Origin of the sequence: Streptomyces canarius, assembly GCF_014650735.1 — a bacterium.
GTDB lineage: Bacteria > Actinomycetota > Actinomycetes > Streptomycetales > Streptomycetaceae > Streptomyces > Streptomyces olivaceoviridis.
Genome location: NZ_BMVN01000011.1, coordinates 221,889 through 246,334, shown reverse-complemented (window position 1 = coordinate 246,334; position 24,446 = coordinate 221,889). Strand labels below are relative to the sequence as shown.

Sequence of the window (24,446 nt, the reverse complement as noted above, 5' to 3'; positions counted from 1 at the left end):
CGCTGTTCATCGGCTTCCACGGCACCTTCCTGGTCCAGCACTGGCTGGGCGCCGAGGGCATGCAGCGGCGGATTCCGGACTACCTCGCGGCCGAGGGGCTCACCACGCTCAACACGGTGTCCTCGGTCTTCTCGTTCCTGCTCGGCTCCTCCCTGCTGCCGTTCTTCTACAACGTCTGGAAGACGGCCAGGTACGGCAAGCCGGTCGGCGTGGACGACCCGTGGGGCTACGGCCGCTCGCTGGAGTGGGCCACCACCTGCCCGCCGCCTCGGCACAACTTCCTGACCCTGCCCCGGATCCGCAGCGAATCCCCGGCGTTCGACCTGCGCCACCCCGGCGTGTCGTCCCCGGAACCGGAGCTGACCGCGCGGTGACGGCCCACGACGAGCGCGACCTCGTACGGCAGATCGAGGGCCATCTGCTGCTGGTCGCCGCACGGGAGGAGGGCCGTACCGCCGCCGTACGCCTCAGCTCCCGGCTGGGCTGGCTCACCGACGGTCAGCGGGAGGACGTGGAGCAGCAGTTCGAGACCGAGTACCTTGCGCTGGCCCGGCTCTCGTGGCACCGCACGGCCGAGCGGGCGCAGGAACTGCGGCAGATCTACGAGTCGCGCTACCGGGCGCTCCGCCGCCGTCTGCTGGCCTGCTCTGTGCTGATCTGCGCGGCGCTCGCGGCGGCGGCCCTGCTGGTGGTGTCCGTCGCGGTGTAGGGGCGGCTGCCAGGTGCGGGACCACCTCTGGTCGGCGCGGCCGTCCGAGGTCCACAGCACCGGGGGTGCCGTTGCCGGTGTCGGCCTTGTCGCGGTGAGCCCGGTCGGCCGTGGGGACCGCCATACTGGCCCCCGTGCGCGTTGCCATCATGACGGCGGGATCCCGGGGCGATGCCGCGCCCTACACCGGGCTCGGGCACCGGCTCGCGCCGGCCGGGCACGAGGTCACCCTGGTCACGCACGGCCGGTTCGCCCCGCTGGTGGCCGGCTCCGGGGTGCGGTTCCACGCGCTGCCGGTGGATCCCCGGGCGGAACTGGAGTCCCCGCGCGGCCGGGGTCTGCACCGCAGCGCCAGCGGTCCGGGGAAGCTGCTGCGGGTGGTGGACCTGGCGCGGCGCCTGGTCGGCCGGCTCACCGAGGACCCGCTCGGCGCGGCGCGGGACAGCGACGTCCTGCTGCTGTCCTCCTCCCTGGCCCCGCTCGGGCACACGATCGCGGAAGGACTGCGCGTGCCGAGTCGCGGTGTCTATCTGCAACCCCTCGCCGCCACCCGGGCGTTCGTCCCGCCGGTGCTCGGCGGCGACTCCTGGGGCGGGCCCGTCGACCTGCTCGCCGGACACGGGGGCGGGCTGGCCGTGGAGCATGTGTTCGCCGGCGCCGTGCCGGCCCTGCGGAAGCGGCTCGGCCTGCCCCCGCTGCGGACCGGTGCCGCGCGGCGGGCCCGGGAGCGGCGGCTCTGGCCGGTGCACCACGGTTTCAGCCCCCTGGTCGTGCCCCGGCCCGGCGACTGGCGGGCGGGCCTGGAGGTGGGCGGTTACTGGTGGCCGTACGACACCCGGGAGCAACTCCCGGACGCGGTGGTGGAGTTCAGCGACGCCGGGCCGCCGCCGGTGTTCGTCGGGCTGGGCAGCGCCACCGTGCCGGACGCCGGGCGGCCCAGCGCCCGGGTGGTGGCGGCGCTGCGGTGCGCCGGGCTGCGCGGGGTGATCCAGCGCGGCTGGGGCGGGCTCGCGGCCGACGGGGACGGCATGCTGACCGTCGGCGAGGTGCCGCACGCTCTGCTCTTCCCCGCATGGCCGCCGTGGTCCATCACGCGGGCGCGGGCACCGCGGCGGCGGGGCTGCGTGCCGGGGTTCCGGCGGTGCCGGTCCCGGTCCGGTTCGACGCGGGTTTCTGGTCCTCCCGGCTGGTCGCCCTGGGTGTCGCCCCGGCCGTCGTACCGCTGCGCCGCCTGACCGTGGACGCACTGTCCGCGGCGCTGCTGCGGGCCACCCGGGACCCGGCGTACCGGCGGCGCGCCGCCGCCCTGGGCGCGCGGGTCCGGGGCGAGGACGGCGCCGCGCCGGTGCCGGCCGCGCCGGCACGGCTGACCGGCTGACCCTCTGACTGGTTCACCGGTTCACCGGCTGAACGCGAGGCCATCCGGTCAGCTGGTGAGCACCATCCGGAAGCGGGCTCCGCCGGACAGCATCTTCTGGTACGCCTCGTCCGCGTCGTCCAGCGGCACGTTCTCGGTCATGGGGCGGATGCCGTGCAGGGCGCTGAAGGCCATGGTGTCCTCCACGTCCTGCGAGGTGCCGGACGGGTGGCCGCGCACGACGCGGCCGGCCATGAGCAACTGGGCCGGGCTGATGCCGAGGGGCGCGGTGTCCGCGCCGATGACGACCAGTTCGCCGCGGTGGGCCAGGCCGTCCACGGTGGCCGTGATGGCCTCGGAGTTCCCCGCGGTGGCCAGGACGGCCCTGGCACCGCCGAGGGACTGGAGCGCCTCGGCGACCGGGGTGCCGGAGGTGCTGTCGACGTAGTGGTGGGCGCCCAGTCGCTTGGCCAGGTCGGCCTTCGCGGCGCCCCGGGCGATCGCCACCGTCTCGAAGCCCATGGCCACCGCGTACTGCACGCCGAGGTGGCCGAGGCCGCCGATCCCGAGCACCGCGACCAGGTCGCCCGGCCGGGCGGAGCTGCGCCGCAGTCCGTTGTACGTGGTCACGCCCGCGCAGGCCATCGGCCCGGCGTCGCTCGGGGAGAGCGCTTCGGGGATGCGGGCCAGGGCGTCGACGGGTGCGATCACCTTCTCGCCGAAGCCGCCGTCGTAGGCCCATCCGGGGACCTTCAGGCTCCGGCACACGATGAAGTCGCCATCACGGCAGGGGCGGCAGTGACCGCAGCTGCCGCCGAACCAGCCGACGGCCACCCGGTCGCCCTCCTGCCAGCCCCGCTCGCGCACGCCCTCGCCCAGTTCCTCCAGGCGTCCGGCGATCTCGTGTCCGGGCACCTCCGGGAACGACACGCCCGGCAGCCCGCCGCTCACGAAGAGAGCGTCGCTGTGGCAGACCCCGCACGCCTCCACGGCGATCCGCACATGGGCGGGTACCGGCTGCCGGACCTCGCGTTCGACCAGCTCGAAGGTGCCGTTCGGAGCGGTGACCTGCGCGGCTCGATAGGTACTCATGGCGCTCTCCGGGAACGGGTACGGCGGCCCCCCACACCAGCAGAGCAGCTCGGGCCCGATCCCGCGCGCCGAACGGACCGTACCCCGGTCGGCCCGCGCCACCCGGCTCCGCGCGCCCGTGCCTCAGGGGCTCCCCGGGCGCCAGCCCTCCGGCCGGAGCATGCCCAGCAGCAGTCGGACCAGTTCGTCCACCACCTCGTCCAGGGTGGCGTCCACCCAGCCGGCGCTCCAGTCGTGCAGCAGACCGTTGACGCTGCCGATGAAGGCCGTGGCCGCGAGGCGGTAGTCGCGCGGCGCCGCCTCCCCGCGGGCGACGGCCGCGTCCGCCTCGGCGCGGATGAGGTCGATCCAGCGGGCGCGGCGGGCCAGGCGCTGCTCCTCCAGCCGGGGGCTGACGCCGATGATCTCCACGAAGGTGATGCGGATGCGGCGCGGGTCGCGGGTGACGCCGTGGGCGTAGGCCCGGAAGAGCACGGTGGCGCGCTCGGCCAGCGGCAGCCCGTCCGCGTCGGCGAGGGCTTCCAGGACGGCCTGTTCGGCCCAGCCGTTGACCTGGAGGTGCAGCGCCGCGAGGACGTCCTCCAGGGTGCGGAACTCCTCGTAGAACTGGCGCGTGGACAGGCCGGCGGCCTGGCTCAGCGCGGCGACCGTGGTGCCCCGGTAGCCGGGGGTGCCGCCGAACAGCCCCAGTGCCGCGTCCAGGAAGCGGCGGCGGCGCTCGGCCTGCCGTTCCTCGGCGGACCGTCCGCCGTAGCGTCCCGTCGGCGCCCTGAGCCTGCCCTCCACGTGTCCCCCTCCGTCACCCGCCACTCCCCAATCTTGTCGTGCACACATCTTGTCGAGAAGGCCGTCCCTTCCTTACTTTTCAGTAAGTTGACTGTGAAAGCACCCGTGTTCAGATTCCCCCGAGGAAAGAGAGCCGTCATGGCTGCCTTAAGAACCAGGCACCTGTGCTCCGTGGCCGCCGCCCTCGTCCTGACCGTCGCCGCCCCGGCGACCGCCGCCTCCGCACACTCCGCCGCCCCCGCCGGGCTGCGCGAGGTGCTGTTCGTCGGCAACAACTGGGACGGCACCGCCGACGTCATCCGCTCCTCCGGCGACTTCGCGAAGATCGGCCGGATCAACGTCATCCCGGACAAGGGCGCGCGGATGGCCGAGATCAACGCGGACCCGATCAAGTGGATCTACTTCCAGGCGATCCGCAACAGCGTCGGCGAGGGCCACGACCAGTTCGCCGACGACATGTACTCCACGCCCGACGGCAGGTCGGTGGTGGTGTCCCGGCCGAGTTTCGCGGACGTCGTCTCCCTGGACCTCGCCACCGGTAAGGTCAACTGGCGTTTCCCGGTGTCCGGTTACCGCGCCGACCACATGGCGGTCTCCCCGGACGGCACCCGGGTCGCGGTCTCCGCCTCGACCGCGAACACCGTGCACGTCCTCGACATCGACACCGGCAGACAGCTGGGGTCGTTCGCGACCGGCGACAAGCCGCACGAGAACATCTTCACCAAGGACGGCAAGTACATCTGGAACATGTCCATCGGTGACGTCAACACCGACCTGGACAGCCCGGGCTGGGACTGGACCAAGGGCGACCGGCACATCACCGTCGTGGACGCGACGACGTACAAGCAGGTCAAGGTCATCGACATGCGGCAGCGGCTGGACGCGTTCGGACTGAAGGACTTCTCCGACGCGGTCCGTCCGGCCGTGTTCTCCGCCGACGAGTCCAAGCTGTACTTCCAGGTGTCGTTCTTCAACGGCTTCCTGGAGTACGACGTCGCCACCGACAAGATCACCCGGATGAAGACGCTGCCGAAGAACCCGGCGACCAGCGAGGACCGCACCACCTGGGTCAACGACTCGCGACACCACGGCATCTCGATGAACCCCGAGGGCACCAAGCTGTGCGTCGCGGGCACCATGGACGACTACGCGACCGTGGTCGACCGCGCCTCGCTCCAGGAGGGCCCGCTCGTCACGGCGTCCAAGCCGTACTGGGCGACGGTCAGCGGGGACGGCAAGGACTGCATCGTCTCCGAGAGCGGCGCCGACCAGGTGACGGCGATCGACTTCGCCACCGGCAGGAAGGTGACGTCGGTCCCGGTCGGCGACCACCCGCAGCGCGTCCGGCTGGGACACGTCCAGGCCGACTGGACCGGCCCCAGCGGTAGTTGACGCCACACCGAGCCGTGGCCTCCGGGGTGTCCCCACTCACGCCGGAGGCCACACCCCTGCCGTCGGAAGCGCGCCGCCGCCCGCGCGGCCGGCTCGGCCTTCGCCGCGCTCAGCACGTCCGCGGAAGGCGCCGTCGCTCCCTGGGTGACCAGCGCGTAGTGCGGCACACCGGAGTCCGTGTCGGTCAGCGGCAGCCGGCGGCTGCCCGTGCCACCCGGCCCCGGGGCCACGGCGACCGGGGTGGCGGCGGTGTACGCGGGCGGGGCGTTCACCGTGCCGAGGTCGGAGACGACCGTGGTGCGGCCGTCGGTGACGGATGCGGCAGGCGCAGTTCGGTGGGTGCGCTGCCGCCGCCGGAGCGCCACACCAACGGCCCGTACTGGCCGGAGCCGACCAGTTGCGCCACGTTCGGCGGGGAACTCGGCACCGGGTTCCGGGTGAGGGTGGTGGAGCCGTCGCGGGAGCGGTCCTCGTAGGCGAAGGCGCGAGCGGAGCCGGCCGTGGCACTCGGGTGGACGCGGTCCAGGAGGCGGTGTCCTGGCGCAGGGCCGCGTGCCCGGAGTCGTCGAGCCGTACGGCCGGGAGGTCCTCGTCGTTCCAGGCGTCCCCGGAGGTGAGCGGCTTGCCGGGGTTGCCCTTCACCGCCTCGTGGTGCCGGCCGCTGTAGGTCCCAGTGCCACCGGGTGCCGGACAGCACCGGCCCGGAGGAGGCCGGGGCGGTCCACCAAGTCGCCCCCTTCGGACGGGAGTCCGGGGCCGGGTACACCGCCTTCAGGACGGTCGGCGCCTTGTCGGACACCGTGCCGGACAGGGGGTGGCCGAACCCGCTGACCACGGCCGTGGTGCCGGCGGACGAGGCGCGGTCGCGGACGGCGGCGAAGTCAGGGTAGACCCGGATGCCGGTGTCGAAGTAACGCGCGCATCTGCTCCGTGACGGCGGCCGGACAGGCGGTGTCCACCCGACCGCGCACGGGTTCGGCGTGCGCCCAGGAGAGCGGGAAGCGGACTGCGTTGCCGCCGCCGAGGGCGCGCGGCGCGGTCGCGGACGTGCGGGCGTCGGCGACCGAGGCGAAGGGCAGGCCGCCGTTCTCCTCCAGTTCGGTCTCGCCGCTGTCTGTGCCGGCCGTCCTCCGCGGATCCCTGACGGTGGCGGGAGCCCCGCCCGCCGCCACCGCCTCTCCCTCCGGCTCCCTCTGGTTCGACGGTGCCCCGCTGACCGTGCGGAACGGCACGTCAATGGCTTGGCCGCAAGTCAGTTGCCGCTCACTCGCCGATGCGGCGCGTCACGTTCAGCAGGTACTCCTTCCGGTTCAGCGGATTGTGGTCGGTGCGCGGACGCTCGGGGACCGTGCCGCGGGTGACCGGCGCGTAGTGGTCGAAGGCCGTCTCCAGCTCGCCCTCGCCCCGGGTCAGCCCCGGCAGCCGCTGCTCCAGCGCGTGCACCCGGGCGGCCGGCACGGTTCCCTCCAGGACACAGGCGGTCCCGTGCGTACCGGCGGTCTCGGGTACGGCGCCGAGCCGGGCCAGCACCGGCAGCAGCGCACCGAGGGTGTCCGCCGGCGCCTCCAGACGGAACCGGTGCATCGGCTCGTGCACCAGGGTGCCGGCCCGGCGCAGCGCCTCGGTCAGGACCAGCGGGGTCAGGCCGCGGAAGTCGTAGCCCGTGCTCGACATGCTCTTGTCGAAGCCCTGGTGCGCGTGGCTCTGCCGGGGCGAGTAGCCGGAGTGGGTCATGGCGACCGCGCAGTCGGTGACCTGCCAGCCGTGCAACCCCTGGCCGAGCGTCTCCCGGACGGTGTCCTCGACCGCTCTGAAGAAGGCGTACGGCATCGAGCCCAGCTCCACCTCCAGCCGGAACGCCACGCCCGTGCCGGGCGGGACGGGGTCGACGCGCAGGCCCACCGTGGCGAGGAAGGGGTTGGGGTCCTTCTTGTTGAACTCGACGGCGTGACCGGTACCGACCGGCCGTTCGATGCACAGGGTCGTCGTCTCGCGGAAGGTGACGTCCAGGCCGTACTCGTCGGCGAGGGTGGCCTGGACGACCTCCTTCTGCACCTCGCCGTAGAGGGACACCGAGGTCTCCCCCCGCGGCTCGTCGTGGCGGACGCCGATGAGCGGGTCCTGTTCGGCGAGCTGGGTGAGCGCGAGGTGCAGGGAGCGGCGGTCGGTGCCGGGGCCGGGCACCACGACCGTCTCCAGCGTGGGCGGCGCGAAGTGGTGCCCGTACGACCGTCCCGGCGTGCCCAGGGCGTCACCGATCCGGATGCCGCCGAGGCCCCACACCTTCACGATCCGTCCCGCGCCGGCGCGGGACGCGCGGGTGTCCGTGCCGTGGTCGAAGACGGCGAGGGCGGTGACGCGGCCTTCGGTGGCACGGGTCGGGGTGACACGGCCGTCGGTGACGCGGCCGTCGGTGACACGGGCTTCGCGGTCGCTGCCGGTGTCCCGGTGGGCGTTTCCGCCGTCGCCGAACGGGATGCGGTCGCGGACGCGCAGGGTGCCGGAGAAGAGTCGGGCATAGGCCACCTTCTCCCCCGCCGGGCCCCGCTCCACCTTGAAGACGGTGCCCGACAGCGGGCCGTCCTGATCGCCGGCGGCGGTGGGCAGCAGGCGCCGGATGCCGTCGGTCAGCTCGGACACGCCCGCGCCGGTGATCGCGGAGCCGAAGTACACCGGGTGGACGCAGGCGTCCCGGGTCCGTGCCGCGAGGGCACGGCGCAGCCGGGCTTCCGGGACCTCGCCGTCGAGACAGGCGGCGAGCAGGTCGTCGTCCTGGTCCGCCAGCGCCTCCAGTGCGGCCGGGCCGAGGCCGGGCAGGAAGCGGGCGGCACGCGTGCCGAGTCCGGCGGCGGTCCCCATGGGGACGAGCGGTACGGCGAGCCGTTGGGCCATCTGGCGGAGCACGGCCGTGTCCCGGGCGCCGCGCCGGTCGATCTTGTTGACGAAGACCAGGGCCGGGATGCGCAGCCGGCGCAGGGTGCGCATCAGCACACGGGTCTGCGCCTGGACGCCTTCGACCGCGGAGACGACCAGGACGGCTCCGTCCAGCACGCCGAGCACCCGCTCCACCTCGGCGATGAAGTCCGGGTGACCTGGGGTGTCGATGAGGTTGACGGTGACGCCGTCGAGCGGGAAGGAGACGACGGCGGACTTGATGGTGATGCCGCGCTGCCGCTCCAGCGCCAGGGTGTCGGTGGTGGTGCTGCCGGCGTCGACGCTGCCGATCTCGTCGATCACTCCGGCGGTGTGCAGGAGCCGTTCGGTCAGGCTCGTCTTACCCGCGTCGACGTGGGCGAGGATTCCCAGATTGAGCAATGGCACGAAGCGTCATGTCCTTGGATGAGTGGGCGGTTCCTTCCGGGCCGGACATGAACGGTGCGCGCATGATCGCTCCTGGTTCTCTCGGGAACTCGACCGGTGCAGTGCAGCAGAACGGCCGCCGCGCCGCCAACGGATTAACGTTCAACCGGATGCCGTGCCAGGTGCGAGCCGAGGAGCGGACGATGCGTGAGATTCTCGCTGTGCTGGACCGGTGGTACGCCGCCCGGGTGCCGTTCGGGCTGGCCACGGTCGTCGCGGTCAGCCGCAGCGCGCCGCGCGGGCCCGGTGCCGCGATGGCGGTCGGCCCGGACGGCGAGGTGGTCGGCAGTGTGTCCGGCGGCTGTGTGGAGGGTGCGGTGTTCGAGCTGGCCCAGGAGGCCGTCGAGAACGGCGCGGCACGGCTGGAGACGTTCGGCTACAGCGACGAGGACGCCTTCGCGGTCGGGCTCACCTGCGGGGGTGAGATCACCGTGCTGGTACGGCCGGTCACCCCGGCCCGGGATCCGGCGTTCGGCGCGGTCGCCGCGTCCGTCGCGGGCGGTGAGCCGGTCACCGTGGCCACCGTGGTCGACGGGCCGGCGCCGTGCGGGGCCACCCTCGCGGTGTGGCCGCGGACCGCCGCCGGCAGCCTGGGGACCCGGGGGCTCGACGCGGCCGTCGCCGCCGACGCGCGCGGCGAACTCGCCCTCGGCGTGACCGGCCTGCGGCACTACGGCCCGCACGGGGAGCGCCGGGAGGACACCGTCACGGTGTTCCTCCAGTCCTTCGCGCCGCCGCCGCGCATGCTGGTGTTCGGGGCCATCGACTACGCCGCCGCCGTGGCCCGGATCGGGGACTTCCTCGGTTACCGGGTCACCGTGTGCGACGCCCGGCCGGTGTTCGCCACGCCCCGCCGGTTCCCGGAAGGGGCGGAGGTCGTCGTGGACTGGCCGCACCGGTACCTGCGCGGCACTCACACCGACGGGCGGACGGTGATCTGCGTCCTGACCCACGATCCGAAGTTCGACGTGCCGGTGCTGCGGGAGGCGCTGCGGCGGCCGGCGGCGTACATCGGGGCGATGGGCAGCCGGCGCACCCACGACGACCGGCTCCGCCGCCTGATCGAGTCCGGCCTCACCGACCGGGAACTGTCCCGCCTGCGCTCCCCGCTCGGCCTCGACCTCGGCGCACGCACACCGGAGGAGGTGGCGGTGTCGGTGGCAGCGGAGATCGTGGCCCTGAGGTGGGGCGGCACCGGGTCACCGCTGAGCGGGACGAGCGGGGCGATCCATCCTCGGTCCGTGGGGTGACCGTTCCTGCCGGGGCTGGGCAGGAGCGCACGACGGATGCGCACGACGGAAGCGTTCGACCGGGGTGCCCGACCCGTCATCCGGATCCGCACCAGCCCCGCCGACGATCCCGCGACTCTCCGCATCCCCGCCCCCTCACCGCCGCCGCAGCGACAGCGCCCCCGGCACGGCGGGACGTATCGCGCGCCGCAGGAGAGTTGCCGGGGAGTGCGCCATACACCACGGGTACCACTCGGTACTGACGATCCCCCGCCGCGTGCTCGGGGCGCCCTAGTCGGGATCTCCGGCCACGCGCGCGTGCAGGTGCTGGTCGTGCCAGCCGTCGGCGTGCAGCAGGGCGCTGCGCTGGGTGCCCTCGTAGCGGAATCCGGCCTTCTCGGCGACCCGGCAGGACGCCGGATTGGCGACGGAGTGACACAGGACCAGGCGGTGCAGGCCGAGGTCGTCCAGGGCCCACAGGCTCAGCCGGCGCGCCGCCCGGACGGCGAGGCCCGTTCCGCGCGCCGGGGGCAGCACCCAGTAGAGGACTTCGGCGGTGCCGGCGGCGAGGTCGACGGCGTTGAGCCCGGCGAGGCCCACGGCCGCGCCGCCGTGGGGGGCGATGGCCCAGATGGCACCGGTCTCGGCCCGTCGCCGCGCGTGCAGGCGTTCGATCCTCTCCCCGGCCTCCGCGCGGTCGGCGACGGAGAAGAGGTTCCACCTGCTGATGTCCGGGTCCTGCCCCGCGGTGAGCAGGGCGTCCGCGTCGGCGTCGGTGGGCTGCCAGGGCCGCAGTTCCAGGCCATCGGCCAGCGGCAGTACGGGCTGGTCGGGCTCGGCGAGGCGGCCCGGGGGCACGACGGCGGGTATGCCGGAGCTGGAGATCATCGGCGCATCCTGCCACAGCCGGAGAGCGTCGGCCGGGGCTGACCGGCGCTCCGCCCCGGCTACCGGCGCGGCAGCCGGTGCAGCGTCACCTCGGTGAGGGCTCCGTCGGCGACCGTGGCCGTGAGGTACGTGCAGTGGGGCTGGCGCCGGCGGTCCGTCGGGGAGCCGGGGTTGAGCAGGCGCAGGCCGCCGGGGGCAGTGGTGTCCCAGGGGATGTGGCTGTGCCCGAAGACCAGGACGTCCAGGTCGGGGAAGCGGGCGGCGCAGCGGGCCTCGCGGCCCTGGGCGGGGCCGGTCTCGTGGACGACCCCGAAGCGCAGGCCGCCCAGGTCGGCGTGGGCCACTTCGGGGAGCCGGGCGCGCAGCTCGGGGCCGTCGTTGTTGCCGTACACGCCGACCAGTCGGCGGCTGCGGCTCTCCAGCAGGTCGAGGGTGGCGGTGTCGACCCAGTCCCCGGCGTGGAACACGACGTCCGCGCGCGGGAGTTCGGCGAGCAGCTGCTCCGGGAGCGCCTTGGCGCGCTTGGGCAGGTGCGTGTCGGACATGAACAGCAGGCGCACCTCGCCGGCCTATGCGGAGGAGGAGGTCAGGCGGCGGATGCCGCGTACGGTGCCGAGCAGCGCGGCGCCCGCGCCGAGGGCGGTGGCGGCGGGGTGCCGGACCAGGGTCTCCTGCCAGGAGCGGGCGTGGGCGGTGTCGTCGAAGGAGCCGTGGGCGCCCTGGTCGTCGGCGGGCTCGCGGTCGACCGGTTCGAAGAGGTTGTCCAGGCCGGCGGGCGGGATGCGGTCGGTCTGCTGGGAGTCGTAGCCGGTGCGGGCCAGGTAGCGGTCGAGCAGCGCGGGGACGAACCGGTTGGCCCAGATGGTGGCGACGGTGGACGCGCCGACGTAGTACTGCTTGCGGCCCGGGTGGTCGGCGGCGTACAGCACGCCCCGCGCGGCCACCTCGGGCTGGTAGATGGGCGGGACCGGCATGGGGTGCTTGGCAAGGCGGGAGCGGACCCATTCGAACTGGGGGGTGTTGACGGCGGGCATCTGGGCGACGGTGACGCGGACGTTGCTGCCGCGGTGCAGCAGTTCCGTGCGCAGGGAGGAGGTGAAGCCGTTGATGGCGTGCTTGGCTCCGCAGTACGCCGACTGGAGTGGGATCGACCGTTCCCCGAGCGCGGAGCCGACCTGCACGATCGTGCCCTGGTCGCGGGGGAGCATGCGCTTCAGGGCGGACCGGGTGCCGTTGACGAAGCCGAGGTAGGTCACCTCGGTGATCCGCCGGTACTCCTCGGGGGTGATCTCCTCGAACGGCGCGAAGACGCTGGCGAAGGCGCAGTTGATCCAGGTGTCGATGGGGCCGAACTCCTTCTCCGCGGCCTCGGCGACGGCCTCCGTCTGGGCCGGGTCGGCCACGTCGGCGGGCCGTACCAGGGGCCGTCCGCCGAGCGCCGCGACCTCGTCGGCCGCGGCCTCCAGACCGCCCTCGCCTCGCGCGACCAGGACGACGTCGGCGCCGCGCCGGGCGTACAGGCGGGCGGTGGCGCGGCCGATGCCGGCGCTGGCGCCGGTGATGACGACGGTGGGGGGCATGTTCCTCTCCTCCTGCGTACGCGGTGTGTGCACGGCCTCGGCGGCCGGCGCGTTCGTGGTCACCTCCTCAGTTGCCGCAGTCCGGCCACGGCGCCCAGGGAGAGGGCGGCCAGGGAGGCGGTGGTCGCCCAGCGGGCCGCGCGGGACGGTTCGGCGGGACGGTCGGCGAGCCGCTCGGGGTGGTCACTGGGCAGGTTGCCGTCGAGGGCGAGCGCGAGGACCTCGGCGAGGTGCAGGGCGCGGCGGCCGGTGCCGCCCTGTTCGATCTGGGTGCGGCAGCTGAAGCCGTCGGCGAGGACGAGGCTGTCCGGGGCGGCCCCGCGCACGGCGGGCAGGACGCCCAGTTCCGCGACGGCCATGGACACCTCGTGGTGGCCGCGTTCGAAGCCGAAGTTGCCGGCCAGGCCGCAGCAGCCCTCGTCGAGCACCTCGGCGTCGAGGTGGGCGCGGCGCATCAGTTCGCGGTCGGCGTCGGACTTCATGATGGCGTGCTGGTGGCAGTGGGTCTGCACGGTGGCCTGCCGGGCGAGCTGCGGGGGCCGCCAGCCGTCGGGGGCGTGGTGGACGAGCTGTTCGGCGAAGGTGCGGGTCCGGGCGGCGAGCCGTTCCACGTCCTGGTCGCCGGGCATCAGCTCGGGGGCGTCGGCGCGGAAGACGGCCGTGCAGGAGGGTTCCAGGCCGATCACCGGGGTGCCGGCGTCCAGATAGGGGCGCAGCACGTCGAGGGTGTGGCGCAGCACCCGCTTGGCGGTGGGCAGTTGGCCGGTGGAGATCCAGGTGAGGCCACAGCACACCGGCTTGGACGGGACGGCGATCCGGAAGCCGGCGTCCTCCAGGACCCGTACGGCCGAGATCGCGATGGAGGGGTGGAAGTAGGTGCTGAAGGTGTCGGGCCACAGCACGACGGTGCGCGGGTCGGCCGGGTCGGGCTCCTCCCGGCCGCCGGCCCGCCACCACTGGAGGAAGGACCGCGCGGCGAACACCGGTGCCGGGCGGGCCTCGTCGATCCCGGCGAGCCGTTTGCCCAGGGACGCGAGACCGGGCGCGTGCAGCGCGGAATTGACCAGGGACGGAGCGGTCCGGGAGAGCCGGGCCCAGAGGGGCAGCCAGCCCATGGAGTAGTGCGCCATGGGGCGCGGCCGTCCCGCGTAGTGGTGGGACATGAACTCGGCCTTGAGGGTGGCCATGTCGACGCCGGTCGGGCAGTCGGACTTGCAGCCCTTGCAGGCCAGGCAGAGGTCGAGGGCGTCGCGTACGGCGGTGGATCGCCAGCCGTCCTTGACGGCGGAGTCGGCGTGCCCGTCGAGCATCTCGAACAGCAGCCGGGCTCGGCCGCGGGTGGAGTGCTCCTCCTCCATGGTGGCCCGGTAGGAGGGGCACATGACGACGCCGGAGTGGCCGCGGCAGTTGCCGATGCCGACGCAGCGCATCACGGCGCGGTTGAAGGAGTGGTCGTCCTCGGGGTAGCCGAAGTGGGTCTCCGGGGTGGCGGGCCGCCAGGTGGGGCCGAGCCGCAGCTGACCGTCGACGGGGTTGGGGTGGACGACCTTGCCGGGGTTCATCCGGTTGCCGGGGTCGAAGAGGGCCTTCAGTTCACCGAACGCGGCGACGAGCCGTTCCCCGAACATCCGGGTGAGCAGTTCGCCCCGGGACTGGCCGTCGCCGTGCTCGCCGGAGAGCGAGCCGCCGTAGGAGGCGACGAGGTCGGCGGCCCGCTCCACGAACCGCCGGAAGCCGGCCACGCCGTCGGCGGTCTTCAGCCCGAAGGGGATGCGGGTGTGCACGCAGCCCTGCCCGAAGTGCCCGTACAGGGACGGGTGGCCGTAGTCGAACTCGGCGAACAGGTCCTTCAGGTCGCGCAGGTAGTCGCCGAGCCGTTCGGGGGGTACGGCGGAGTCCTCCCAGCCCTCCCAGGTCTCCCGGTCGTCCGGCGGGCGTGCGGTCACGCCGAGGCCGGCCTCGCGGGCCTTGAGCATCTTCTGCTCGCGTTCGGGGTCGTCGGAGAAGGCGACGTTCGCGTCCTTCTCGCCGCGGCCGATGGCCCGCAGCAGCGCGTGCGCCTGCGCGTCGACGTCCTCCTGGCTGTCGCCGCTGTACAGCACCATCAGCCAGCTGTCGCCCTCGGGCAGGTTGTCGAGGGAGTCCAGGTAGGCGCCTTCCTCGCGCATCAGCTGGGCCATGCGCCCGTCCAGGGCCTCCAGTTGGCTGGGCGAGCAGTGCTCCAGCAGGTGGGGGACGTCGTCGGCGGCGGCGCAGATGTCGTCGTAGCCGAGGACGAGCAGCGACTGGTACGGCGGCACGGGCACGAGGTCGAGTTCGGCGCGCAGGACGGTCACCAGGGTGCCCTCGCTGCCGACGAGCGCCTTGGCGACGTCGAAGCCGTTCTCGGGCAGCAGGGAGTCCAGGTTGTAGCCGGAGACGCGGCGGGGGATCTCGGGGTAGCCGCGGCGGATGTCGGCCAGGTACTCGGTGGCGATGCGGTCGAGGCCGGCGTAGATCTCGGCGAGCCGGCCGCCGCCGGCGGTGATCCGGGCGCGCTCGTCGGGCGGGGTGGGGCCGACCCAGGCGCGCTGTCCGTCGTAGGTGAGGATCTCCAGGCGCCGGACGTTGTCGACGGTCTTGCCGTAGGCCTGGGCGGAGGCGCCGCAGGAGTTGTTGCCGATCATGCCGCCGAGCGCGCAGTGGGTGTGGGTGGACGGTTTGGGGCCGAACTGGAGCTTGTGGCGGGCGAGCTGCCGGTTGAGTTCGTCCAGGACGATGCCGGGCTCCACCACACAGGTGCGCCGTTCCGGGTCGACGGAGAGCACCCCGGTGCAGTACTTGCTCCAGTCGATCACCACGGCGGTGTTGGTGGACTGTCCGGCCAGGCTGGTGCCGCCGCCCCGGGAGAGGACAGGGGCGCCGAAGCGCGCGCACACCGAGACCGCCCGGGCGCCCGCCTCGACGGTGCGGGGGACGACGACGCCCAGCGGGACCTGCCGGGAGTTCGAACCGTCCGTGGCGTAGGCGCCGCGGCTGCCCGCGTCGAAGCGGACTTCGCCGTCCACCTCGGCGCTCAGGGCCGCCTCCAGGCCGGACCTGTCCGGAGGGGTCATCTGCGCTCCTCGATTCGCTCCGTGCGGGCACCGACCTGTGGGGGCTGCCGCGCTGTCCGAGGTCCGGCGAGTACCCCGACAAATAGACAGCCAAAACTGAACAGTTCCAACTGGACAGTCTGTGCTGTCGGCCCTAGCCTGGCGGCATGGCTGACATCTCCGACTCCGCCGCCCGCGCCGCGCGCGATCTGCGCGTGGTGTTCAGCAGGCTGCGGCGCCGCATCCGCGAGGTGGCGCAGGACGCCGACCTCAGCCCCTCGCAGGAGTCGGCGCTCACCCTGGTCGGCAAGCACGGCGCGGCCACCGCGAGCGCGCTCGCCGCCGCGGAGGGGGTGCGCCCGCAGTCCATGGCCACCACGCTGGCCGCCCTGGAGCAGCACGGCCTGATCCGCCGTGCCCCCGACCCCGACGACGGCCGCCGCCAGCTGGTCACCCTGACCGACGGCGGCCGGGCCCGTGTCGAGGGGAACAGGCAGGTGCGCGAGGAGTGGCTGGCCCGCGCCTTCCAGGACCGCTACACCGAGGAGGAGCGGCAGACCGTCCTCGCGGCGCTGGAGCTGATGGAACGGCTGTCCCGGTCGTGATACCGAGGCTCGCCGCGCGCGCCCGGACCGCCGGCCCCTCCCCCGCCGGATTCGACCGCCGGCTCATCCCGCCGATGGTCCTCGGCTCGGTCCTGAACCCGGTCAACTCCTCGATGATCGCCGTGGCGCTCGTGCCGGTCGGCGTGGCGTTCGGCGCCCCGCCCGCCGAGACGGTGTGGCTGGTCTCGGCGCTCTACGTGGCCACCGCCGTCGGCCAGCCCGTCATCGGCCGCCTGGTGGACATGTACGGCCCGCGCAGGCTCTACCTCGCCGGTACGGCCCTGGTCGGCGTCGCCGGTCTGCTCGGCGCGCTCGCCCCCTCGCTCGGCGCGCTGATCGCGGCCCGGGTGCTGCTGGGCCTCGGCACGTCGGCGGCGTACCCGGCGGCGATGCGGCTGACCCGCGCCGAGGCCGAACGCACCGGGCAGGACAGCCCGGCGGGCGTGCTGACCGCCCTCGCCGTCGCCAACCAGACGGTGGCCGTCGTCGGGCCCGCGCTCGGCGGGCTGCTGATCCAACTGGGCGGCTGGCGGGCCGTCTTCACCGTCAACGTGCCGCTGTCGGCGGCCTGTCTGGTGCTCGGCGCGCTGCGGCTGCCCCGGTCCGGGACCCGGCGGCGCGGCCTGGACGCGCCCGGCATGGCGCTGTTCGCCGTCCTGCTGGTCGCGCTGATGCTGTTCCTGATGGAGCCGCGGGCCGGCCGCTGGTACCTGCCGGTGCTGTCCGCCGTGGCCGCCGCGGGCTTCGCGCTGCGGGAGCTGAGGGTGCCGGACCCGTTCGTCGACCTGCGCGTCCTCGGCGGCAACGGCCCGCTGCTGGCCACCTACCTGCGCCAGCTGCTCGGCTACACCACCGCCTACGCCTTCATGTACGGCTACACGCAGTGGCTGGAGCAGGGCCGCGGGCTCGGCGCCTCCGCGGCCGGGCTCGCGCTGTTGCCGCTGTCGGCGGCGGCGCTCACCGCCTCCGCGCTGACGGGGCGCCGCGAGGCGGTGCGCGCCAAGCTGATCTGCGGTTCCCTCCTCCAGCTCGCGGGCTGCGCGGTGCTGCTCCTGATCGGCGACCGCAGCCCGTTCTGGCTGCTGCTCGGGGTCGGTGTGCTGCTCGGCGTCCCGCAGGGGCTGATCGGCCTGGCCACGCAGACCGCGCTGTACCGGCAGGCCGAGCCGGAGCGGATCGCCTCCGCCGCCGGGCTGCTGCGGACCTTCATGTACCTCGGCGCGCTGGGCGCGTCCGCCGCCACCGCGGCGTTCTACCCGCACCGCGCCGACACGACCGGGCTGCACGGCCTGGCCCTGTTCATGCTCGCCGGCTCCGCACTGCTGCTGGCGACGACCCTGCCCGACCGATCCCTCGGCCGGCTGACCCCCCGAGACACCCGAAAGGCCTGACCGACCCATGTCGCTCACCACGCTCGACCCCCGCACCGCCCTCGTCGCGATCGACCTCCAGAACGGCATCGTGGCCATGCCCACCCAGCCCAGGCCGGGCGCCGAGGTCGTCTCCCGCACGGCCGCGCTCACCGACGCCTTCCGCTCCCACGGGCTGCCCGTGGTCCTGGTCCGGGTCTCCTTCGCGCCGGACGGGGCGGACGCCGTCCCCGGACGCACCGAGCGCCAGCCGCGCGGGCTCGCCTTCCCGGAGGGCTGGGACGTCGTCGTCGACGACCTGTCCGGACACCCCGGCGACATCCGCGTCACCAAGCACAACTGGAGCGCCTTCCACGGCACCGACCTGGACGTCCAGCTGCGCCGCCGCGGCATCACGCAGATCGTGCTGACCGGCATCGCCACCAGCATCGGCGTGGAGTCCACCGCCCGTGACGCCTACGCCCACGGCTACCACGTCACCCTCGCCACGGACGCCATGGCCGACGCCGACGGTGAGGCGCACGCGAACAGCGTCGAGCGCGTCTTCCCGCGGCTCGGCGAGACCGGCACGACGGCCGAGGTCCTGGAACTGCTGGCCAAGACCCACGCCTGACCGCCGGCTCAGCGCAGGGTGCGCGGCTTGAGCGGCTCCCACCAGGACCGGTGGGCGCGGTACCAGGCGACCGTCTCGGCGAGGCCCGTGGTGAAGTCACGGCGCGGCCGGTAGCCGAGCTCGTCGCGGGCCTTGCCCCAGTCGAGCGAGTAACGCAGGTCGTGGCCCTTGCGGTCGGGCACGTGCACCACGTGCTCCCAGCCCGCGCCGCACGCCTCCAGCAGCAGACCGGTCAGTTCCTTGTTGGTCAGCTCCGTGCCGCCGCCGAGGTGGTACACCTCGCCGGGGCGGCCCTGGGTGCGGACCAGGTCGATGCCGTGGCAGTGGTCGTCGACGTGCAGCCAGTCGCGGACGTGGCGCCCGTCGCCGTACAGCGGGACGGGCAGGCCGTCGAGCAGGTTGGTCACGAAGAGCGGGATCACCTTCTCGGGGAACTGGCGCGGGCCGTAGTTGTTGGAGCAGCGGGTGATCCGGACGTCCAGGCCGTGGGTGCGGTGGTGGGCGAGGGCGATGAGGTCGGCGGCGGCCTTCGACGCGGCGTACGGCGAATTGGGCGCGAGCGGATGCGTCTCGGACCAGGAGCCGGTGCGGATGGAGCCGTAGACCTCGTCGGTGGAGACGTGCACGAACGGGCCGGTGCCGTGCCGCAGGGCCGCGTCCAGCAGGGTCTGGGTGCCCAGCACGTTGGTGCGGACGAACTCCCCGGCCCCCTCGATCGACCGGTCGACGTGCGACTCGGCGGCGAAGTGCACCACCTGGTCGGCGTCCGCCATCAGTTCGTCGACCAGGCCGGCGTCACAGACGTCCCCGTGTACGAAGTCCAGCCGGGGGTGGCCGACGGGGAGGTTGGTGAGCGTGCCGGCGTAGGTGAGCTTGTCCAGCACGGTCACGTGGGGTGCGTCCGGCGCGTCGGCGGCGAGGAGCCCGCGGACGTAGTGGGAGCCGATGAAGCCGGCGGCGCCGGTGACGAGCAGGTTCATGACCGGAGTATGACCGCGGAGCGTGACGACGTCCGGCCCCGCCCCGGCGTTCAGTCCTCACCGCGCACGATGTTGTCCTCAAGGTCCGGGCCCTGCCGCTGCGTGCAGGCGCGGTCCAGGACGGCGGGCACGCAGGTGCGCACTCCCCGGTTCCGCCGACGGCTGGCCTGGGCCCAGCCCGTCTCCGCGTGGGGTACGGCCGGTTTCTCGCTGGCATGCGCGGTCACGTCGTTCATCTTCCTTCTGCGTCCCGCTCGCAGCGGGCGCCGTTCGCCGGGCCGCCCGGGCCCGGGGTGTGCTGTGTGCCCGACCGGGTCCCCGGGCCGGGCGGCCCGCAAACGCGGCGGTGCCGCACCGGGTCAGGTGCGACCGCCGCCACCACCGCCGAAGGACCCGCTCGACCCGGGCGACCAGCGGGGGCGGCGCTGGTCGTCGGCGCGCTTGGTGCCGACGTTGCCGAGCTGGTGGGGGGTGAGGCGTTCGCTCTCGTCGGCGGCCCGGGGCACCTCGTCGGGCTCACGGACCTCGCGGGTCTCGTGGACCGGCCCCGACGGCGGCATCTTCGGCTGTTCGTCGGGCCGCGGCGGCGCCGGTTCCCGCTCGCGCACCTTGAAGCCCAGCCGGAAGGCCCAGATGAGTCCCGCGACGCAGGCCACACCGGCGATCAGGATCAGGGCGTAGCCGAAGACCTGGGCGCCCGTGGCCGCTTCGTACATGGCAGTGTCCATGACCGCCGGGTACCCGGCGCGGCGCGACGGATGCGCGGCCCCGCACGAACCGGCAGGCCGGCGACCCGGCTGCCCCCCTCGGACCGGGCCCTGCGAGGCGCGGGCCTGGGGCGCTGGTGAGGATCTCGGCGAGTCCGGCCGGGGCCGTGGCCGGGTGCGGCCGTGGGCCATGGCCAGTCCGGCCGCGGATCTCGGCGAGTGCGCCGTGGATCTCGGCGAGTCCGGCCGTGGGTCATGGCCAGGTGCAGCCGTGCGCCACGGCCAAGCCCGCCGCGGGTCGCGACCCGGGCCCGCCCGTGGATCAGTCCGTCTCCTCCGCCGCCGCGTGTTCCACCTCGGCCTCGACCTCGGCCCGTGGCCGGCCGGTCTGCCGGGCGTACTCGCTCACTGCCGTCTGCACATCGCGGGCGAGGTCCCGCCAGGCGCGCAGGGCGGTCTCGTAGGTGCCCGACTGGGCGCCGGTCATCCGCCGTTCGGCCGGCGGGCCGTAGGCGTCCCGCAGTTCCTGCACCTGGGCGTGGGCGGCGGTGGCCGCGCGCTGCTTGGCGACCAGTTCTTCGAAGGTGTGCGACACGCCAACCGACCCTAGGCAGGTCCGGGACGCGGGCCCGCCGCGACCTGCCGGGATCGCCGCCACCCGTACCCGAGTGGCGGGTCAGCGGTCGGGTACGAGGTCCGCCCAGACCTGTTTGCCGCCGCTGACCGGGACCGTGCCCCAGGCCGCCGACACCGCCTCCACCAGCAGGATGCCCCGCCCACCGGTGGCCTCCCAGCCGATGCTGGTGGGTTTGACGGGGCTGCGCGGGGAGGAGTCGGCGACGGCGAGCCGCAGCCGGTGGTTGACCAGGCTGAGGTCGAGCCGGACCTGGCCGCCGGTGTGCACCAGGGCGTTGGTGACGAGTTCGGAGACGACCAGCAGGGCCACGTCGATCGTGTCCTGGGACAGTCCCCAGGCGCGCAGCGTGCGCCGGGTGAAGCGGCGGGCGTGCCGGGCCGCCTCCGGCACCCGCCACACCGTCCAGCTCTCCCGGCGCGGGCGTACGGCCAGTCCGTCGTAGCGCATCAGCAGCAGCGCCACGTCGTCGCCGCGATGCGCGCCGGTGAGCAGGGCGTCGGCGACCTGGCCGAGGTGGGCGGGGTCGGCGGCGGACAGTTCGCGGGCCAGCCGGTCCATGCCGGCGTCGAGGTCGGTGTCCGGGGACTCCACCAGGCCGTCGGTGGTCAGCGCGATCACGGTCCCGGGCTGGAGCCGCAGCGGGGTCATCGGGAACTCGCCCTGGGCGAGGACCCCGAGCGGTGGGCCGCCCTCCGCCCGCACGATCTCGGCGGTGCCGTCCGGGTGGCGCAGCACCGGTTGCACATGCCCGGCGCGGACGCACCAGGCGGTGCCCTGCTCCACGTCGACTTCGACGTAGGCGCAGGTGGCGAAGAGGTCGGTCTCCATGTCCAGCAGGAGCCGGTTGGCGTGTGCCACGACCACGTCCGGGGCGTGGCCCTCGGCGGCGTAGGCGCGCAGCGCGGTGCGCATCTGGCCCATCAGGGTGGCGGCGCCCGCGTTGTGCCCCTGGACGTCGCCGATCACCAGGGCGACGTGGTTGTCGGCCAGCGGGATCACGTCGTACCAGTCGCCGCCGACCTCCAGACCGGCCGTGGTGGGCAGGTAGCGGGCGACGGCGACCGCACCGGGCAGCCGGGGCAGCCTGCGGGGCAGCAGGGTGCGCTGGAGCATGCCGACGAGTTCGTGCTCGGCGTCGAAGGCGTGGGCGCGCAGCAGGGCCTGGCCGGTCAGGCCGGCGCAGGCGGTGAGCAGGGCGCGTTCGTCGGGAGCGAAGTCGTGCGGGCGGTCCCAGCCGACCAGGCAGGCGCCGGCCATGCGGCTGCCGGCGGGCAGCGGCAGCACGGCGAGGCCGCCCGGACCGACCTCGGCGAGGGCGGGCTCCAGCGCCGAGCCGGCGGGCCAGATCTTGGCGCGGCCCTCGCGCAGCGCGGCGGCCAGGGTGGGCATGGCGCGCACCGGCGCGTCGGGCCATTCGGTGCGCCACTCGCTGCGCCACACCTCGGGCCAGGCCTCGGGCTCGGGCGGGTCGAGGACGGTGACGACCAGCCGGTCGTTCTCCAGTTCGGCCAGGGCGATCCGGTCGGCCCGCAGCGGCTTGCGCAGGGCGGCCACGACCGCCTGCCCCACGTCCTTGACGGTGCCTGCGGTGGCGAGGGCGGCGGCCAGGCGCTGCACGCGGGCGACGTCGGTGACGTCGGTGCGCAGGCTGGAGGCGTCGGCGACGGTGCCGACGAGCCGGGCGGAGCGGCCCTCGCCGCCGGGCAGCAGCCGGCCGCGCAGCCGCAGCCACTGGGGCGGGCCGGCGGACTGGAGGATGCGGAACTCCAGCTCCCGGTCGCCGATGGACATGTGGTCGGCCTCGACCACCGACATCAGCGCGGGCAGATCCTCCGGCACCGCGCGGCCGAGCAGGGTCTCCACGCGACCGTCGAAACTCTCCCGGTCGATCCCGAACAGCCGCAGGATCGCCTCGCCGACCTCCACCCGGCCGGTCTCCATGGTCAGGCTGAAGGCGTCCTCGGGCAGCTCGCCGGTGTCCCCGGCGACGACCGGGGCGGGTACGGCCACGGCGCGGGCGATCAGCTCCAGACTGGTCCGGTCGTCGGTACCGAAACCGCCCGGGTGCTCGCCCACGGCCAGCAGACAGCCGCCGCCCGCGGGGCCGAGCGGCAGGACGGCCACGGAGAAGTCCGGGGACGGGGTGCGGCGGGAGTCCGGGCCGGCGGCCAGTTCGGCGGGGCCGAGCCAGCGCGGGCGTCCGGTGCGGTGCGTCTCGGCGACCGGGGAGGCGCCGGCGGCCGGATAGCAGTCCCGGAGGCCGTACAGGGTGCGGGGCAGACCGGCCGACTCGGCGAGGCAGAGCTCCGTGGCGTCGTGGCCGGGCGTGTACACCCCGGCGAAGGACGCACCGGCGAACACGAGCGCCTGTTCGAGCACCCGGCGGAGCCGGTCGGGGGTGGCCGGGGACACCATCAGCGACGCGAGGGCGGCTTCGGCACGCTCCGGCGCCGTTCTCGTCCCGCTGATCGCAGCGCCCTCACTCACCACGTCGCCATTACAGCGCGTATCAGCCGCCTGCGCAGCCCCTGTGAAGCGCGCTGAGCGGACGCCGTCCGGATGCCCTGGCCGAGGGTGACCACGGGTGAGCGGAGTTGAGCGGGAACGGCGACGCGCGGGTGAGGCAGGCGTCGCGAGGGGGCGGGGGGGGGCGGACGCGACGACAGGTGGGACGGGCGACGCGAGGGGCGGGGCAGACACCGGGACGCGCGCGGGGACACCGCGACGCGCCCGGGGGACACTCGCGACGGGCGGGCAGGCACGCGACGGGCGGGGCCGGCTGCGGCCGGCTCGCTGGGGGACACCGCCGGCCCCCACCGAACCTGCCGAACAGGCACCGGCTGCACCATGCCCCAGCGGGAACGCCCCGCCGGGCCCGCCGGACAGGGTGTCGGCTACGGCAGGCGGCCAGGCGGGGCCGCCTACCGCCGCCGGCCCTGTCGAACGGGCGCCGGCCGCGGTGGACGGCCGCGCGGGGCCGCCTCCCGGCTGCGGTCCGTTGGAAGCAGCGTCGGCCGTGTCAGGTGGCCCCGGGGATCACACGGGATCCCCGACCGCCGGCGCCGCGCCCGCGCCCTCGGGGACCGTCGGTTCCCCGGGCTTCCCGGGCTTCCCGGTGGAGATGACCACCAGCTTGGTCACCGAGCCGTCGTCCGCGACGACGTCCCGGACGTGGCGGAAGCCCAGGCGGCGGCACATGGCCAGGCTGGCGGTGTTGTCGGCGCCGACCATGCCGTACGCCTCGGTGAGTCCGAGATCGTCGGCGGCGTGGCGGAGGAGGCCGCGCACCGCCTCGCCGCCCAGTCCGCGCCCCCAGTGTCCGGGGGCGAGCGCGGTGACGAGTTCGTGGCCGTCGACGTTGCCGGTCGGCTTCACCTCCGCGTGGCCGACGTAGACGCCCTCGTGCCACAGGCCCCACACGTCGAAGCGGCGCTGGGGATAGACGTGGGTGAGGATGGCGCGGAACAGCTCGCGGATCTGCGGTTCGGGCACGCGTTCCTGGCCCATCCAGCGGCACACCTCCTCGTCGCGCAGCAGGGCGACGAAGGCGTCCTCGTGTTCGGGACGGTAGGGGAGGAACTCCAGGCGCTCGGTGCGCAGGACGGGGGTCGTGACGGACGTCAAGGCGGACTCCTCGGGAGTGATGCGGTGCGGCGGGTGCCGGGTGAACGGCGACGCGTGGGGGGGGAGGAGTGGGGGGAGGCGCCGGGCCGGCCCGGTACGGGCGGCCCGGCGTGTCGGTCGTGGTGGACGCGCGGGGCGTCAGGCGCCGGCGTTCTCCATGCGCTCGCGGAGGCTCTTGGGCCGCATGTCGGTCCAGACCTCGTCGACGTACGCGGAGCACTCGGCCTCGGTGCCCTCCTTGCCGACGGGCTGCCAGCCGGCGGGCACCTCGATGTCGACGGGCCAGAGGGAGTACTGCTCCTCGTCGTTGCGCAGCACCTGGTAGCGGGTGTTCTCGTCCATGCCGGTCTCCTCGGGGGTTCGGTTCGGGTGAGCTGGGGTGGGGCGGGAGCGGGCGGTCGGGGCGCGGGGTGCGCGCGGCCCGTACCGGGTGGCACGCCGGC

The 24,446-nt window shown here is 74.3% G+C and carries 20 protein-coding genes and 3 pseudogenes; 8 read left to right on the top strand and 15 right to left on the bottom strand.

Features of this window, described 5'->3' with window-relative positions:
- The 3 genes and pseudogenes from IE294_RS18595 to IE294_RS18585 all read left to right on the top strand — a co-directional run.
- Window positions 1-374 (top strand): annotated as a pseudogene (locus tag IE294_RS18595) (aa3-type cytochrome oxidase subunit I); the annotation flags it as partial.
- Window positions 371-709 carry a hypothetical protein gene (locus tag IE294_RS18590; protein WP_189887437.1) on the top strand — a complete coding sequence of 113 codons (339 nt, stop codon included), beginning with the start codon at window positions 371-373 and terminating at the stop codon, window positions 707-709. The pseudogene IE294_RS18595 and the gene IE294_RS18590, both read left to right, overlap by 4 nt.
- Window positions 710-858: 149 nt before the next feature.
- Window positions 859-2,087, top strand: a pseudogene (locus IE294_RS18585) (nucleotide disphospho-sugar-binding domain-containing protein).
- 48 nt (window positions 2,088-2,135) lie between these two features.
- On the opposite strand, the gene IE294_RS18580 reads toward IE294_RS18585, so the two are convergent.
- Complete coding sequence (locus IE294_RS18580) at window positions 2,136-3,158, bottom strand: alcohol dehydrogenase (RefSeq protein WP_189887435.1); 1,023 nt, start codon at window positions 3,156-3,158, stop codon at window positions 2,136-2,138.
- Window positions 3,159-3,281: 123 nt separating this feature from the next.
- Window positions 3,282-3,944, bottom strand: a complete 663-nt coding sequence (locus IE294_RS18575) for a TetR/AcrR family transcriptional regulator (protein ID WP_189887433.1) — start codon at window positions 3,942-3,944, stop codon at window positions 3,282-3,284.
- A gap of 138 nt (window positions 3,945-4,082) precedes the next feature.
- Here IE294_RS18575 and IE294_RS18570 point away from each other — a divergent pair, with 138 nt between their 5' ends.
- On the top strand, window positions 4,083-5,336 hold the full coding sequence (locus IE294_RS18570; RefSeq protein ID WP_189887431.1) for a YncE family protein: 1,254 nt from the start codon (window positions 4,083-4,085) through the stop codon (window positions 5,334-5,336).
- Window positions 5,337-5,401: 65 nt separating this feature from the next.
- Here the strand turns inward: IE294_RS18570 and IE294_RS18565 are convergent.
- Together IE294_RS18565 and IE294_RS18560 are read right to left on the bottom strand one after the other, a co-directional pair.
- A pseudogene (locus tag IE294_RS18565) lies at window positions 5,402-6,592 on the bottom strand (hypothetical protein); the annotation flags it as partial.
- Window positions 6,593-6,599: 7 nt separating this feature from the next.
- Window positions 6,600-8,657, bottom strand: coding sequence for an elongation factor G (locus tag IE294_RS18560; protein WP_189887429.1), 2,058 nt, complete (start codon window positions 8,655-8,657; stop codon window positions 6,600-6,602).
- A 182-nt stretch (window positions 8,658-8,839) separates the two neighbouring features.
- Here IE294_RS18560 and IE294_RS18555 point away from each other — a divergent pair, with 182 nt between their 5' ends.
- Window positions 8,840-9,946, top strand: coding sequence for an XdhC family protein (locus tag IE294_RS18555; RefSeq protein WP_189887427.1), 1,107 nt, complete (start codon window positions 8,840-8,842; stop codon window positions 9,944-9,946).
- A 270-nt stretch (window positions 9,947-10,216) separates the two neighbouring features.
- On the opposite strand, the gene IE294_RS18550 is transcribed toward IE294_RS18555, so the two are convergent.
- From IE294_RS18550 to IE294_RS18535, 4 genes are read right to left on the bottom strand one after another with little or no spacing between them, the layout of a single operon-like run.
- Window positions 10,217-10,813, bottom strand: coding sequence for a GNAT family N-acetyltransferase (locus tag IE294_RS18550; RefSeq protein ID WP_189887425.1), 597 nt, complete (start codon window positions 10,811-10,813; stop codon window positions 10,217-10,219).
- Between the two features lie 59 nt (window positions 10,814-10,872).
- Window positions 10,873-11,373: a metallophosphoesterase family protein gene (locus tag IE294_RS18545; RefSeq protein WP_189887423.1), complete on the bottom strand. Its 501-nt coding sequence runs from the start codon at window positions 11,371-11,373 to the stop codon at window positions 10,873-10,875.
- Window positions 11,374-11,382: 9 nt separating this feature from the next.
- Window positions 11,383-12,393, bottom strand: a complete 1,011-nt coding sequence (locus IE294_RS18540; RefSeq protein WP_189887464.1) for an SDR family oxidoreductase — start codon at window positions 12,391-12,393, stop codon at window positions 11,383-11,385.
- A 59-nt stretch (window positions 12,394-12,452) separates the two neighbouring features.
- Entirely contained in the window at window positions 12,453-15,488 is a 3,036-nt protein-coding gene (locus tag IE294_RS18535; RefSeq protein WP_189887421.1) for an FAD-binding and (Fe-S)-binding domain-containing protein, read from the bottom strand.
- Window positions 15,489-15,634: 146 nt separating this feature from the next.
- On the opposite strand from IE294_RS18535, the gene IE294_RS18530 reads away from it, so the two are divergent.
- The 3 genes from IE294_RS18530 to IE294_RS18520 are packed head-to-tail and all read left to right on the top strand — an operon-like array spanning window position 15,635 to window position 18,055.
- Window positions 15,635-16,072 (top strand): MarR family winged helix-turn-helix transcriptional regulator, encoded by a 438-nt coding sequence (locus tag IE294_RS18530; RefSeq protein WP_014676686.1) that lies wholly within the window; start codon window positions 15,635-15,637, stop codon window positions 16,070-16,072.
- Window positions 16,069-17,463 (top strand): MFS transporter, encoded by a 1,395-nt coding sequence (locus IE294_RS18525; protein ID WP_189887419.1) that lies wholly within the window; start codon window positions 16,069-16,071, stop codon window positions 17,461-17,463. Before IE294_RS18530 ends, IE294_RS18525 begins: the two co-directional genes overlap by 4 nt.
- A gap of 7 nt (window positions 17,464-17,470) precedes the next feature.
- Complete coding sequence (locus IE294_RS18520; protein WP_189887417.1) at window positions 17,471-18,055, top strand: isochorismatase family protein; 585 nt, start codon at window positions 17,471-17,473, stop codon at window positions 18,053-18,055.
- Between the two features lie 8 nt (window positions 18,056-18,063).
- Here the strand turns inward: IE294_RS18520 and rfbB are convergent, their stop codons facing one another.
- From rfbB to IE294_RS18485, 7 genes are all read right to left on the bottom strand, one after another.
- Window positions 18,064-19,035, bottom strand: a complete 972-nt coding sequence (gene rfbB, locus IE294_RS18515) for a dTDP-glucose 4,6-dehydratase (RefSeq protein WP_189887415.1) — start codon at window positions 19,033-19,035, stop codon at window positions 18,064-18,066.
- A gap of 50 nt (window positions 19,036-19,085) precedes the next feature.
- Entirely contained in the window at window positions 19,086-19,271 is a 186-nt protein-coding gene (locus IE294_RS18510; RefSeq protein WP_189887413.1) for a hypothetical protein, read from the bottom strand.
- A gap of 123 nt (window positions 19,272-19,394) precedes the next feature.
- Window positions 19,395-19,763, bottom strand: a complete 369-nt coding sequence (locus tag IE294_RS18505; protein WP_229917209.1) for a DUF6479 family protein — start codon at window positions 19,761-19,763, stop codon at window positions 19,395-19,397.
- A gap of 301 nt (window positions 19,764-20,064) precedes the next feature.
- A complete protein-coding gene (locus tag IE294_RS18500) occupies window positions 20,065-20,337 on the bottom strand; it encodes a hypothetical protein (RefSeq protein ID WP_189887411.1) in 273 nt (90 codons plus the stop codon).
- A gap of 81 nt (window positions 20,338-20,418) precedes the next feature.
- Entirely contained in the window at window positions 20,419-22,866 is a 2,448-nt protein-coding gene (locus tag IE294_RS18495) for a SpoIIE family protein phosphatase (RefSeq protein WP_189887409.1), read from the bottom strand.
- Window positions 22,867-23,415: 549 nt separating this feature from the next.
- Window positions 23,416-24,003 (bottom strand): GNAT family N-acetyltransferase, encoded by a 588-nt coding sequence (locus tag IE294_RS18490; RefSeq protein ID WP_189887407.1) that lies wholly within the window; start codon window positions 24,001-24,003, stop codon window positions 23,416-23,418.
- Window positions 24,004-24,141: 138 nt separating this feature from the next.
- A complete protein-coding gene (locus tag IE294_RS18485) occupies window positions 24,142-24,345 on the bottom strand; it encodes an MbtH family protein (RefSeq protein ID WP_014676677.1) in 204 nt (67 codons plus the stop codon).
- Window positions 24,346-24,446: the final 101 nt, after the last annotated feature.